Raw genomic sequence first — 13,854 nt, 5'->3', positions numbered from 1 at the left:
GAGAATGTCTTATTATGAACGTGGTTTTTGTAAAAAAAAATGAAATAAATATAACTTTATGGTTTTCTAAGAGGTCTTTTACTATTCAAACATCTTAGGGTGGGGATGTTCCCAACCTTCTCTATAACCACGTTGAAGAAGTTTGGTAGCTTCCGGGTCATTCACTACAATTAACTGTTTTTGGTCATAGACCAACGGTCTATTGAGTTCCATGGCCATATTGGCTAGAATACAGCTGGCAGTAGAAATATGGGCTTCTTGAATATTGGCGATGGGCTGTGTTTTGTTTTCAATAGCCGCTAAGAAATCTAGCATATGAGCTCGGGTAGCAGGAGCAGCATGTAATTCAATGTCTTTTTCAGTAAGGTCTTCAGGAAATTTTTCTCTTTCATAAAGTACGTCACCATGTATTTTTTTACCATCGCCATGTGGTATAAAATCATATTTCTTGACATCGCCAGAAAGGGTTCCGTTTTCTCCGTATAACTTAAATGACCAAGGGTATTCTGGGTCCGCAGGAGTTCCCCATGACCTATGGTTCCAAACGCAGTCCAGTTCATCAAATTCAAAGATGGCGGTCTGCGTATCGGCAATATTAGATTTTCCATCCTTTTGAACATAAATGCCACCGGTAGAGCTGATTTTCTTTGGCCACCCCAGATCTAACATCCATCGTACGGTATCTAACATATGAACACACATATCTCCCATAATTCCGTTTCCATACTCCATGAAAGTTCGCCACCATCTTCTGTGGGGCAATCCATCATAAGGTCTTAAAGGAGCAGGACCGGTCCACATATCATAGTCGAAAAAATCAGGAACCGTTTCAATAGGTGGATTGCCATTCGCCCGCATGTGATAATAGCAACAAATTTCAACATGAGAGATTTTGCCCAATAGTCCGGCATCTACAATGTTTTTTTTGGCTTCCACCAAGTGTGGCGTGCTTTTTCGCTGTGTTCCTACTTGAACTACTTTTCCATATTTGTTAGCGGCAGCAATTAATGATTCGCCTTCCATTACATCAACACTTATGGGCTTTTGAAGGTAGAGGTGAGCTCCAGATTTCAATACATCTATTCCTTGAAGTGCATGCCAATGGTCTGGGCTTCCTACCAAAACAATATCTAAATCTTTTTCAGCAAGCATCTTTTTGTAGTTGCCGTAAAGACGGGGTGTTTTTTTAGATTTTTGTCTCAATGCGACTAAATTACCTGCTTCGGTTAGTAATTGTTTATCAACATCACATAAGGATACCACTTCAACATTGGCTACTTGCATGAGGCGAAAAAGGTCGCTTTTACCGTACCAACCCGTTCCTATTAGTCCAACTCTAAGCACCTTATCTTTTGAAGCGAAATCAAAACCATAGGCTCCAAAAGAGGATAACGCCATTAGACTAGAAGTACCTTTTATAAAGTTTCTTCTGCTTAAAACATCTTTTTTTTGGTGCATAGGTCTTTTGTTTGGTTCGCTTTCTAAAGATATTTAAATCATTACAATTATCATCATATTATGGAGGTACTTTAATAAAATGGTATATTTAAAACTTGATTAAAATAATATCGTTTTTATATGAAATCTAGATTTTTTATTGTTGCTTTTTTAATGATAATAGCCTATCAACCTATATGGGCAAAGATTGAGTTGCCTAACATCTTTTCAGATAATATGGTGATACAGCGAAATGAAAAAGTTTTGCTCTGGGGTTGGGCAAATACAGGTGAGGAAATTACAATTCATACCAGTTGGGATAACAAGGAGTACTTGGTAAAAACAACGATTGATGCCAAATGGAAACTTGAGATTGACACGCCAGGGGCTGGCGGACCATATAAAATTAGTTTTAAGGGAAATGAGAACGAGATTGCACTTAAAAATGTGATGTTAGGTGAAGTTTGGTTGGCATCGGGACAGTCAAATATGGAATGGAGTGCAACAACCAACAAGGGTATTGATAATGGCGAAGAAGAAATAGAAAATGCGAACTATCCCAATATTCGGTTTTTTACGGTGCCCAGGCGTACTTCAGATTTTCCACAGGAAAATATTCCTGGGTCTTGGGAGGTGTGTACTCCGGAAACGATGAAGGATTTTAGTGCCGTGGCCTACTTTTTTGCAAGGAGGTTACAAGGCGAACTAGATGTCCCCATTGGTCTAATAGATAATGCATGGGGCGGTTCTCCTGCTGAGGTGTGGACACCTAAATCGGTTTTTGACGCCCATGAGGATTTAAAGCTTTCCGCGGAGGGCCTTGAAGAAACTCCGTGGAGCCCCGTTTCTCCTTCGCAAGTTTACAATGGAATGGTACATGCCATAACTCCTTTTAAAATAGCGGGAACCATCTGGTACCAGGGAGAATCTAATAGGGGAAGAGCCAATATGTACGGCAAACTTTTTTCGGAAATGATACATTCTTGGCGAAATGCGTGGGACTCCCAATTCCCCTTTTATTATGTACAGATCGCACCTTTTAACTATAAGGAGCCGGAAGAAGGGGTTTTAATCAGAGATGTACAGAGACGAGTGATGCAAACCATACCAAATTCCGGAATGGTAGTAGTTAGCGATATTGCCACAATCGATAACATTCACCCTACAAATAAAAAAGATGTAGGTCTTCGTCTGGCAAATTTAGCGCTCAAAGAAACCTATGAAAGTTATGAAGGAGAGGTATATGGCCCCCTTTTTAAGGAAGTAAACCTGCAATGGAAAAAAATTGAAGTGATTTTTGACCACGCAGATGGACTCATGTTTACGGATAAAAAAGAAACTTATTTTGAAATTGCGGGAGCAGATGGGGTGTTTCACCCCGCGAAAGCGAAAATTAAAGAGGATACCGTTATTTTGACTTCCAAAGAGGTGAAAGCGCCCTTAAAAGTAAGGTTTGCATGGGATAATGTTGCAGAGCCAAATCTTTATAATGCTGCAGGTTTACCGGCTTCAGCTTTCATAAGTGAGTAGGCGGTAGACATTTTATCTTTAATTTCAACGCGCGGTATTAGGTTAATACCGTGGAGTAATAAGAGTACTATGATCCTAAGATTTTCAAGACTGATAACCAGTATTTCTATGCTGGCCTTTCTAATTATAATTTCCTGTAAAGAGCAAAAAACGAAGCAAGAAGTGGAAACCTATAAATACACAAATGCCCTTGCCCAAGAGACAAGCCCTTACTTGTTACAACATGCTCACAACCCTGTTAATTGGAGAGCGTGGAGCCAAGAGGCATTGGAAGATGCTAAAAAAGAAAACAAGTTGGTGTTGGTTAGTATTGGGTATTCCTCTTGCCATTGGTGCCACGTCATGGAAGATGAAACATTTGAAAACGAAGAGGTCGCGAAAGTTATGAACGAGAACTTCATTAATATTAAAGTTGATCGTGAAGAACGGCCGGATGTAGATCAAGTATATATGACTGCTCTGCAATTGATTTCTGGTAATGGAGGATGGCCTTTGAATGTGATTACATTACCCAACGGTAAACCACTCTATGGAGGAACGTACCATACTAAAGAACAGTGGGTCCAAGTGTTGACTAAAATAAGCGAGCTTTATAAAAACGACCCCAAAAAGGCCGAAGAATATTCGGATATGGTGGCAGCCGGTATTGCGGAAGCCAACCTAGTGGAGCCAGCAAAAGGGTTTGAATCTATAACCCAGGATGCCGTAAAAATCAGTGTTTTAAATTGGAGTCAGAATTGGGATTTGGAAGAAGGCGGAGAGAAAGGTGTTCAAAAATTTATGATTCCCGCCAATCTAAACTTTTTATTGAATTATGCAGATTTAACAAAGGACGATAAAGCAAAGAAGCATATTAAAACTACACTAGATAAAATGGCCTTGGGGGGCATTTATGATCAGATAGGTGGTGGTTTTTATAGATACAGTACAGATGCCTTTTGGAAAGTACCGCATTTTGAGAAAATGCTTTATGACAATGCTCAAGTACTTAGTCTTTATTCCAAAGCATACACCGTTTTTAAAGACGATGCATATAAAAATGTAGTTTGGGAAACTGTCGATTTTCTGGAAAGGGAAATGAAGGATGAAAATGGTGGGTACCATGCCGCTTTGGATGCGGATAGCGAAGGCGAAGAAGGTAAATTTTATGTATGGAAAGAAGACGAGCTTAAGTCGGTTTTAGGTGATGGTTTTGAACTTTTTGCTTCTTACTACAATATAAATAAAGAAGCGGTTTGGGAGCATGGTAATTATGTTTTACATCGAAAGATCAATGATGCTGAATTCATAAAAGAACATCAGCTTGAACAGAGCAAATTAAATTTCATAAAGTCCGAATGGAATAAAAAATTATTGGAAGCGAGAAGTAAAAGAGTACGCCCACGCAGCGATGATAAGATAATAACATCCTGGAACGCCCTTTTAATTAATGGGCTAGTGGACGCTTATAAAGCTTTTGGGCAAGATGATTTTTTAGAAAAGGCCAAAAGTGTATTCTCTTTCATAAAATCCAATTCTTATCAAAACGGCAAGCTTGTACATACCTTCAAAAAAGGGAGCCAACGTAAGGAAGGTTTTATTGAAGATTATGCATTTATGATAGATGCTTCACTGATGTTATACGGAGTAACTCTAAATACAGATTATCTAAATTTTGCCAAAGAATTGAACGGCATAGTTGAGTCAGAATTTGCGGATGAAACTTCAGGCATGTATCATTATAATGAAGGCAATGACCTTATTGCAAAAATCATTAAAACAAATGATGGCGTACTCCCTTCTCCAAATGCGGTAATGGCTCATAACCTTTTTCAATTGGGCCATTTGGAATATAATACCGATTACATAGAAAAGTCAAAGCGCATGCTTTCTACCATGGTTCCCGCCATAAAAGAAAGTGCGCCAAGCTACTCCAAGTGGAATGCACTTTTATTGAACAATACATATCCCTATTTTGAGATTGCCATAGTAGGTAAGGATGCAGGTATTTTGGTAAAAGCTTTAAACAAAATTCAATTATCAAATGCTTTGGTAGTAGGAAGTAAAATTGAGAGTGATGCTCCCCTTTTTAAAGATCGCTATGTTGATGAGGGTACTTTTATATATGTTTGTCAAAATACCACATGTAAGTTGCCTGTAAAGACTATAGACGAAGCTCTTAAGCAATTGAAAAACTTTTAGTTGCAGAAACGATAGTAAAACCCAGTGTTAAAAAAGTGGTAAACAAACACTTTTTATTTTTAAATTGTGCAAACAAACTAACAGACAACATATGCAGATTAAAGAAAACCCCGAGGAGTATGACGTTATCATTGTTGGCTCTGGGGCAGGTGGCGGTATGGCCACAAAACAGCTGGCAGATGCTGGTCTAAAGGTGGCTGTAGTAGAAGCCGGTCCTTTCTTCGATCCAGCGGACCCCAAGACCATGACTCAATTAAAGAACCCTTATGATTCCCCTCGTCGTGGCGCGGGTACCACGCGTGCCTTTGGGGAGTGGGATATGTCCTATGGCGATTGGAGTGTAGATGGAGAACCTTATACCGTAGAAGAAGGTACCAGTTTTAAATGGTGGCGTTCACGTATGCTTGGTGGGCGTACCAACCATTGGGGAAGAATTTCTCTCCGTTTTGGACCAAAAGATTTTAAAGGAAAAACCCGTGACGGTCACGGTGAGGATTGGCCAATTGGATATGATGATGTAAAGCCGTATTACGATAAAGTTGATAAACTAATTGGAGTATTCGGAACCAATGAAGGTTTGGAGAATGACCCAGATGGCTTTTTCCTTCCACCACCAAAACCAAGATTACATGAACTTTTTTATATAAAAGGAGCCAAGAAATCTGGGATACCCGTAATTCCGGGAAGGCTTTCCATGCTTACCAAGCGAATCAATAATGAACGAGGGGTTTGTTTCTATTGTGGTCAGTGTTCAAGGTCATGCTCCGTGTATGCAGATTTCTCCGCAGGAAGTTGTTTGATATTCCCAGCTCAGAAAAGCGGAGGACAAGTAAAGCTATACGTTAATGCTATGGTACGTGAGGTTACTACCAATGCAGAAGGCAAGGCTACGGGCGTATCTTACATTAACAAAGAAGATAGAAAAGAATACAAGTTAAAAGCTAAGGTGGTTGTACTGGCCGCTTCGGCCTGTAGTTCAGCACGAATTCTTTTAAATAGTAAAAGTAAACAACACCCAAACGGTCTTGGAAATAGCAGTGACCTAGTGGGTAAATATTTGCATGATTCAACAGGTAGTAGTGGTATGGCTTTCGTTCCAGATTTAATGGATCGTGATGTTTCTTATAATGAAGACGGTGTAGGTGGTATGCATGTTTATAGCCCTTGGTGGGGAGATAAAAAGAAACTTGACTTTCCAAGGGGATATCACATTGAAGTTTGGGGAGGAATGGGGCAACCCAACTACGGTTTCGGTTTTGACCAAGACAGTTTCAATAAACTGGTGGGGCAGCCTACTGGTGGTTATGGAGATAAGTTACGTGATGATGTAAAGAGATATTACGGGGCCGTTATAGGTTTCGGTGGTAGAGGAGAGGGTCTTGCGGTAAAGGAAAACTACTGCGAGATAGACCCTACTACGGTAGATGATTACGGAATACCGGTACTAAAGTTCAATTATAAATGGTCCGATATAGAAGTACGTCAGGCAAAACACATGCAGGATACTTTTGAGGAGATTTCGCATAATATGGGCGGAATCTATTTGAACAAACCGGGCAAGGACAAGGACTACGGCCTTCATGCGCCAGGCGAGATTATACATGAAGTAGGAACCACCCGAATGGGTAACGACCCAAAGACTTCGGTAACTAACAAATTCAATCAACTGCATGATGTTGACAATGTTTTTATTGTTGATGCAGGACCGTTTGTATCCCAGGCAGATAAGAACTGTACGTGGACCATCTTGGCTTTATCTTGGAGAGCATCGGATTACATTATTGAACAATTGAAACAACAAAATATCTAATGGGAATGGACAGAAGAAAAAGTATACAGACCATGATATTGGGTGCAGGAGCCAGTGCAATCGCTTTTCACGGATGTAAGACCGAAGGCGGAGAACCTGCAGTACCGGAAACAGCCGTTACCACGGATACCAATTATTTTGGAAGGACGCCCAAAGAATTGGAGCGCATAGAGAAATTGAATGCGGAAGAATTGTTCAATGCGCATGAAATGGAAACTATTGCTGTTCTGAGTACGGTAATCCTTCCTCCTAAAGAACCACATGGAGGCCCATTGGAGGCTAATGTTCCCGAATTTATAGAATTTATAGGAAAAGATATGCCCGATATGCAGAATACATTATTGGGTGGTTTAATGTGGTTGGACCACAAGTCGAACACGGATAACGGAATAGAGTTCAAAGGTGCTACTTTAGAGCAACAGAAGCAGATTCTAGACCAAATTTGTAACCAGGATTTGGAAGTGCCGTTAGATAACCAACCGCTGGAAATTCAATTTTTTGCGTTAATGCGCAATTTGGTGGTTACAGGTTACTATACCTCTAAAGTGGGCTTAGCAGATTTGGGTTACAAGGGCAATTCACCAAACGTTTGGGACGGTGTTCCTGATGATGTTCTCAAGAAACACGGAGTTGCTTATGACCCTGAGTGGATAGCAAAATGCGTGGACCAGAGCAAACGTAATGACATTGCCGAATGGGACGAGAACGGGAATTTACTAACATAGGCAGGCCTAGCTTAGAACAGCTATTGGCTTATAATTAATACATAAGAAAATGAGAAAAATTAATGTTTTTATCGCAACAGCTCTTTTTACGCTATCGCTATCGGCACAAGAAGTAGGTTTGCAACTTTATAGTTTACGTAATCAGTTTAAAACCGATGTACCAGGAACACTGGAGACCATAAAAGGTTGGGGCATTACAAAAATTGAAGGAGGAGAAACGTATGGTTTGTCTCTAGAGGAGTTCAAGAAGTTATTAAAAACCAATAGTCTTGACGTGGTGAGTGTTGGTGCTAAATTTGGTGATTTAGAAAACAACGCACAACAGGTTGTGGAAAATGCAAAAGCATATGGAGCAAAGTATGTAATGTGTGCATGGGTTCCTCATGACGACAATAAGTGGGATTTAGAAGAGACCAAGCATGCTTCTGAAGTATTTAATAAAGCTGGCAAACTTCTAAAAGAGAACGGTATTACATTGGCATATCACCCTCATGGATATGAATTTCGCCCGTATGAAGATGGAACTTTGTTTGATTATATGGTGAAAAACGCCACTGATTACACTTTTGAATTAGATGTTTTTTGGGCACAACACGGAGGAGCAGACCCATTGGCGTTGATGAAGAAGTACAAATCTAAATTCACTTTACTTCACCTTAAGGATATGGAAAAAGGTGTCAAAGGCAATAACACGGGACAGGAAGACCATGAGACAAATGTTGTTTTAGGTCAAGGTCAAGTAGATATTGCAGGAATTGTTGCTGAAGCTAAAGAGTTAGGTATTGAGTATATGTTTATTGAAGATGAATCTTCTAGCGTTGTAGAGCAAGTTCCTCAAAGTTTGAGTTATTTGAAGAGTCTGGATTAATATTTAAGATATTGTATAAACAAAGTCCCCTACCTGAAAAGATAGGGGACTTTGTTTTTGGCGAAGAAGTACAAATAATTTAAAAATGAAAGAAAATTAAACTTTATACATTCCGCGTCATGGAGGAAAGGTTTAGTTAATTATTTGGACAGAATATTACTAGTATGTTTATATAATCGATACTAAAAAATACTTACCTTATGGTCGCTTAAATCAAACAGCTACTTATGTGTTCCCACAGACCAATGAAGTTCTTTGTACTTATTAGCTCACTTGTATTTGTGCTAAGTTCGTGTACAAAAAAAGATAATAACAAGAACTATCTGCTAGAAGGCAGCCTAAAAAAATGGCAGCCACTAACTTTAACTTTTAATGGGCCAGAGGTATCGGAAATGGATTCTATAAATCCTTTTTTAGACTATTCCTTACTTGTTAATTTTTCAAATAAAGATACAACTTATACGGTTCACGGCTATTTTGCAACAGATGGTGATGCTGCCAATTCTAGCGCCGAAAATGGAAATAAGTGGCGAGCTAAATTTACTCCTGGTGAAACAGGGAAATGGAAGTTTAAAGCTTATTTGATGGAAGGTGAAAATATAGCCGTTAAACAATTCACTTTACCTAAGAAAAATAAAAGTATTTGGAATGTAAATGGAGAATTTCAGATTCAACCAGTAGACTCAACTGCAAATGGATTTTACCGTACAGGAATGTTGGTTTACGACAACGCGCATTATCTAAAGCAAAGTGAAACGGGAAAACCTTTTTTAAAAAATGGAGTAGGAAGTCCGGAGAATTTTTTAGCCTATTCTGAATTTGATGGTACTTACGATAATGGAGGTCCTGCCACACCAACATTGCATGAAGGTCTTCATGACTATTCGGCCCACGTTGATGATTGGAAAGATTCGGATCCGGTTTGGGGTTTTTACAATGGTAAAGGCATAATAGGGGCACTTAATTACTTGTCCGGAAAGGGAATGAATAGCCTTTATTTTCTTGCGATGAACGAAAATGGAGATGGTAATGATGTATGGCCATGGGTAGCACCCAATGAACAAACACGGTATGACGTGAGTAAATTAGATCAATGGGAAATGGTTTTAACCCATATGGATGAGTTGGGAATGGCCATGAATGTATTTACACAAGAAACGGAGAATGATACCATTTTAAACAAAGGAGAGCTAGGACTCGAAAGAAAACTTTTTTATAAAGAATTAGTAGCTCGTTTTGGTCATCATTTAGGTGTGGTCTGGAATTTAGGAGAAGAAACAAACCGTAGTCCTGAGCAGTTAAAAAGTTATGCCGATTACATTCGTAAAATTGATCCCTATAATCATCCCATTGCCGTTCATAATCATGTTAGGGTTACTGGTGAGCGTAGGGAAGGTAGACCTTTAGACCCTATAAAAGAAACATTTACGCCTATGTTGGGGTATCGTAATTTTGAAGTTCCTTCTTTACAAATGTACGATACTACAGAAGTGCATAAAGAAGTGAAAAAATGGTTGAATTTATCCGTACAGAAGAAGAAGCCGTGGATAGTTTATCTTGATGAAATTGGTCATTGGGATATTGGCGTTACGACAGATACGGCAGCAAATAATAATCATGACATGGTTATGCACAGCAGTCTTTGGGGTAGTTTAATGTCTGGTGCAGCAGGAACTTCGTGGTATTTTGGCGGTAAAGATGTTCCAAATAATGATATTTCGGCAGAGGATTTTAGGGCTCGTGATGCATGGTGGGATATTAGTAACAATGCCAAAAAATTCTTTGAAGACCATTTGCCGTATGAAACAATGCAGAATCATGACGAGTTGGTCAGTAATGATAAAGCATATTGTTTTGCTAAAAAGGATGAAATCTACGTAGTGTATCTACCAAAAAATCAAACCACTGATCTGACTATAGGCGATGGAGCTTTTACGATAGCTTTTTATGACCCTAAAGTAGGAGGTATGTTGTTTGATAAACAGAATGAGGGATGGAAAATTACCAAGCCCAACAGTGTTGAACTGTCTGCTTATAACGGTCAAAAAGAGAAAGATTGGGTTATTGTAATAGCAAGAAAGTAATAACTTGCATAAAACTTGAAAATCAGGTTGCTTACATCTTTATCAGAGATAGGTATTAAATTCATACTCTATCGATAAACTATTTTTATGAGGAATTTTTATAGTGCGATTGTTCTTTTAGTTTTTTTTATTTCGTGTGGTGAAAGTCCCAAGAATAAGAAGGATTTAGAGCAAAAAAAAGAGGTAGTTGTTCAGCAAGTTGATACGGTCGTAAATGAGAAAAGGCCAAAAAAAATATTCCGAACTTTTGATAAACTGACTGATACTACATTTGTGCGTTTAGCTGATTTTAGTGATGGCTTTGGGTATGAATTACGGTATGCCACTAAGAATAATTTTCTAAAAGAAAAAGTTTACGAATGTGCAGAATGTTATACCCGTGTAAAAACGGCAAAGGCATTATTAAAAGTTAATGAAGAGTTTAAAAAGAGTGGTGTACGGATTAAATTTTTTGATTGTTATAGACCAAATTCTGTTCAATATAAAATGTGGAAAATTGTCCCAAATCCTCAGTATGTAGCCAATCCAAAGAAAGGTTCTATTCATAATAAAGGTGGTGCGGTAGATATTACTTTAGAGTCATTGGATGGGGAGGAACTGGATATGGGAACGGATTTTGATTTCTTTGGAAAACGGGCTTACCATGATAATTTTGATCTGCCAAAAGAGATACTGGCTAATAGAAAACTTTTAAAGGAAACGATGGAAAAGTACGGCTTTTGGTCTACCAGAACAGAATGGTGGCATTATAATTTGGATGGAGCGCATAGGTATCCAATTGCTAATTTTAAGTGGAATTGTAACTAATGACAAAATTTAAGATGAATAAATTAATATTTCTTACCGTATTTGCAATGAGTATAAACGCTTTTTCACAAGACGTTATAATGCCGTTATGGCCAAAAGGTAAGATACCTAACCAGATAGTATCTAATGAAAAGGAGGTTCATGAGCAGAAAGACATTTTACGAATAAGTAAAGTACAAGAACCAACAATTGAAGTATACCTACCATCAAAAAAGAATGCCACGGGGCAGGCGGTATTGATTTTTCCTGGAGGAGGATATAGTATTTTGGCTTATGATTGGGAAGGAACCGATATTGCCAAATTTTTGAACAGTAAGGGTATAGCTGGTATTGTGGTTAAATACCGTTTACCATCATCTATTTCTCAGACGAACCAAGAGTATGTACCTTTGATTGATGTACAGCGGGCATTACGAATGGTCCGTAGTAAAGCCGAAGAGTTTCATATTGATGCGACTAAAATTGGTATAATGGGGTTTTCTGCGGGAGGACATTTAGCCTCTACTTTGGGTACCCACTTTGATGAAAAAATATACGACCCAATTGATGAGGTTGATAAGTTAAGCGCAAGACCAGATTTTATGGTATTGTGTTACCCAGTCATTAGTATGAATGAATCTTGGGCCCATAATGGTTCTCAGAATAATTTATTGACTAAAAAGCCAAGGTCAGGTTTGACTGATTATTTCAGTAATGAGAAGCAGGTAAATACTACCACACCTCCTACCTTTTTAGTGCATGCTTCTGATGATAAGGGCGTTCCTGTAGAAAACAGTTTGGTGTTTTACAGGGCGTTGATTAAAAATGAAGTTCCGGCGGCTATGCATATTTTTCCAAAAGGGGGTCATGGTTTTGGTTTGGGGTTAAAAGATAAGTATTTACGAACCTGGCCTGAACTGCTTTTCGGTTGGATGGAGAGTTTAGATTAGTTGGCTCTAGTATTTTTTATAAAAGATAGCAGAATATCTACCTAACTTTTATATTTTTGCAATCCAATTTCGGGATGTAGCGCAGTCCGGTAGCGTACACGGCTGGGGGTCGTGTGGTCGCAGGTTCAAATCCTGTCATCCCGACGAAATTATTTTAAATTATATTCTAACCTCATAGATCATTTGATGTATGAGGTTTTTTGTTTTTAAATAGTTAATTTAAGACATGGATTTATTTACTATTATTAGTGTACTTATGGTCTTGGTGGCGATTTTTGCATACCTCAATTCTCGGTTCTTAAAATTACAGACCACTATAGGAACTATGATTATCTCCATTGCTTTTTCTTTGGCAATATTAGGGTTGTCCAAGTTATTTCCAGAGCTAATCGAACTAGAAAAGAACATAGTGGGTTCCATCAATTTTAAAAAATTATTGATGGATGGACTATTGAGCTTTATGTTATTCGCAGGAGCAGTCCACGTAAATATTAATGAATTGAAATCCCAGAAATGGAAAATAGTTGCTTTTGCAAGTTTAGGCGTGTTGGTTTCCACAGCTTTTGTAGGAAGTATTTTTTTCTGGGTTTTACAGCAACTAGGCATGCCTTTACCTCTTGTACATTGCTTATTATTTGGAGCTCTTATTTCACCAACAGACCCAATATCTGTTTTAGGGATTTTAAAGAAAGTTGGTATTAAAAAATCTATGGAGACTACTATAGTAGGGGAAAGTCTTTTTAATGATGGAGTGGGAGTGGTTATATTTTTGACTTTGTTGCAATTTGCCAATGCCGGGAATTTAGACGGGATTGAACCGCTAAGCATAGCAGAGAATTTTCTGGTGGAAATTGGAGGAGGCCTGCTTTTTGGGTATGTTTTAGGACGTATTGCGCATAGGGCCATTTCAAAAATTAATTCCTACGAAACAGAGGTCCTTATTACCTTAGGCATGGTAATGGGCGGTTATGCTTTGGCGGGGAAAATTGGTGTTTCAGGCCCTATTAGTATGGTTGTAGCCGGACTTTTTATTGGGAACAAAACGTATCGTCAAGAGAAAAAAGAGACCACTGTAGATTATGTAGATAAATTTTGGCAGCTAATAGATATTTTAACTAATGCAGTGCTATTTGTTTTGATAGGTTTGGAAATAGTGTTAATTCCATTTACACAACAACTAATACTAGTTGGCATTTTGGCAGCTATTGTAGTTATAGTATCACGTTATTTATCTGTTAGTGCTTTAGTAATATTATTAAGAAAATGGTTGTCCTTTGATTCTAAAACATCTTTATTGATGACATGGGGTGGACTAAGGGGAGGAATATCAATAGCTATGGCTCTATCCTTACCGGTAGATGTTTCATGGGATTATATTGTACCAGTAACATATTTGGTGGTGATTTTTTCTATTATTGTACAGGGTTTGACTTTAGAGAAAGTAATTGTTCGTATAACAAAATAACCCTGGTTAGATTTCATA

Annotated in this window: 10 protein-coding genes and 1 tRNA gene; 10 read left to right on the top strand and 1 reads right to left on the bottom strand. The window is 38.4% G+C overall.

Annotated elements, in window-relative coordinates:
- Positions 1-81: 81 nt before the first annotated feature.
- Positions 82-1,458: a Gfo/Idh/MocA family protein gene (locus IWC72_RS19905; protein ID WP_194531010.1), complete on the bottom strand. Its 1,377-nt coding sequence runs from the start codon at positions 1,456-1,458 to the stop codon at positions 82-84.
- Positions 1,459-1,578: 120 nt separating this feature from the next.
- Between IWC72_RS19905 and IWC72_RS19900 the strand changes: the two genes are divergently transcribed.
- The 10 genes from IWC72_RS19900 to IWC72_RS19855 all read left to right on the top strand — a co-directional run bounded on the left by IWC72_RS19900 (position 1,579) and on the right by IWC72_RS19855 (position 13,836).
- The gene (locus IWC72_RS19900) at positions 1,579-2,967 is read left to right on the top strand and encodes a sialate O-acetylesterase (protein ID WP_194531009.1); all 1,389 of its coding nucleotides are present in this window, start codon (positions 1,579-1,581) and stop codon (positions 2,965-2,967) included.
- 108 nt (positions 2,968-3,075) lie between these two features.
- A complete protein-coding gene (locus IWC72_RS19895; protein ID WP_226979649.1) occupies positions 3,076-5,148 on the top strand; it encodes a thioredoxin domain-containing protein in 2,073 nt (690 codons plus the stop codon).
- Positions 5,149-5,239: 91 nt separating this feature from the next.
- Positions 5,240-6,958 (top strand): GMC family oxidoreductase, encoded by a 1,719-nt coding sequence (locus IWC72_RS19890; RefSeq protein WP_194527960.1) that lies wholly within the window; start codon positions 5,240-5,242, stop codon positions 6,956-6,958.
- Positions 6,959-6,963: 5 nt separating this feature from the next.
- Entirely contained in the window at positions 6,964-7,683 is a 720-nt protein-coding gene (locus IWC72_RS19885) for a gluconate 2-dehydrogenase subunit 3 family protein (RefSeq protein WP_194531007.1), read from the top strand.
- A gap of 49 nt (positions 7,684-7,732) precedes the next feature.
- Entirely contained in the window at positions 7,733-8,551 is an 819-nt protein-coding gene (locus IWC72_RS19880; RefSeq protein ID WP_194531006.1) for a sugar phosphate isomerase/epimerase family protein, read from the top strand.
- Between the two features lie 227 nt (positions 8,552-8,778).
- Entirely contained in the window at positions 8,779-10,635 is a 1,857-nt protein-coding gene (locus tag IWC72_RS19875) for a DUF5060 domain-containing protein (RefSeq protein WP_194531005.1), read from the top strand.
- Positions 10,636-10,722: 87 nt separating this feature from the next.
- Positions 10,723-11,442 (top strand): M15 family metallopeptidase, encoded by a 720-nt coding sequence (locus IWC72_RS19870; RefSeq protein ID WP_194531004.1) that lies wholly within the window; start codon positions 10,723-10,725, stop codon positions 11,440-11,442.
- Positions 11,443-11,456: 14 nt separating this feature from the next.
- Positions 11,457-12,371 carry an alpha/beta hydrolase gene (locus tag IWC72_RS19865; protein WP_194531003.1) on the top strand — a complete coding sequence of 305 codons (915 nt, stop codon included), beginning with the start codon at positions 11,457-11,459 and terminating at the stop codon, positions 12,369-12,371.
- Positions 12,372-12,441: 70 nt separating this feature from the next.
- Positions 12,442-12,515: transfer RNA gene (locus IWC72_RS19860), tRNA-Pro, on the top strand.
- A gap of 82 nt (positions 12,516-12,597) precedes the next feature.
- Entirely contained in the window at positions 12,598-13,836 is a 1,239-nt protein-coding gene (locus tag IWC72_RS19855; protein WP_194531002.1) for a cation:proton antiporter, read from the top strand.
- The last annotated feature ends 18 nt before the right edge of the window (positions 13,837-13,854 follow it).

The organism is Zobellia roscoffensis, assembly GCF_015330165.1.
In the GTDB taxonomy this organism is placed as follows: Bacteria; Bacteroidota; Bacteroidia; order Flavobacteriales; family Flavobacteriaceae; genus Zobellia; species Zobellia roscoffensis.
The sequence above is the reverse complement of the archived record's forward strand: the minus strand, read 5'-3'. Positions and strand labels throughout refer to the sequence as shown.

Bases quoted from the DNA above. Each gene is read 5' to 3' on its own strand.
- IWC72_RS19905 (WP_194531010.1), bottom strand. From the start codon at position 1,458: ATGCACCAAAAAAAAGATGTTTTAAGCAGAAGAAACTTTATAAAAGGT.
- IWC72_RS19900 (WP_194531009.1), top strand. From the start codon at position 1,579: ATGAAATCTAGATTTTTTATTGTTGCTTTTTTAATGATAATAGCCTAT.
- IWC72_RS19895 (WP_226979649.1), top strand. From the start codon at position 3,076: ATGCTGGCCTTTCTAATTATAATTTCCTGTAAAGAGCAAAAAACGAAG.
- IWC72_RS19890 (WP_194527960.1), top strand. From the start codon at position 5,240: ATGCAGATTAAAGAAAACCCCGAGGAGTATGACGTTATCATTGTTGGC.
- IWC72_RS19885 (WP_194531007.1), top strand. From the start codon at position 6,964: ATGGACAGAAGAAAAAGTATACAGACCATGATATTGGGTGCAGGAGCC.
- IWC72_RS19880 (WP_194531006.1), top strand. From the start codon at position 7,733: ATGAGAAAAATTAATGTTTTTATCGCAACAGCTCTTTTTACGCTATCG.
- IWC72_RS19875 (WP_194531005.1), top strand. From the start codon at position 8,779: ATGTGTTCCCACAGACCAATGAAGTTCTTTGTACTTATTAGCTCACTT.
- IWC72_RS19870 (WP_194531004.1), top strand. From the start codon at position 10,723: ATGAGGAATTTTTATAGTGCGATTGTTCTTTTAGTTTTTTTTATTTCG.
- IWC72_RS19865 (WP_194531003.1), top strand. From the start codon at position 11,457: ATGAATAAATTAATATTTCTTACCGTATTTGCAATGAGTATAAACGCT.
- IWC72_RS19855 (WP_194531002.1), top strand. From the start codon at position 12,598: ATGGATTTATTTACTATTATTAGTGTACTTATGGTCTTGGTGGCGATT.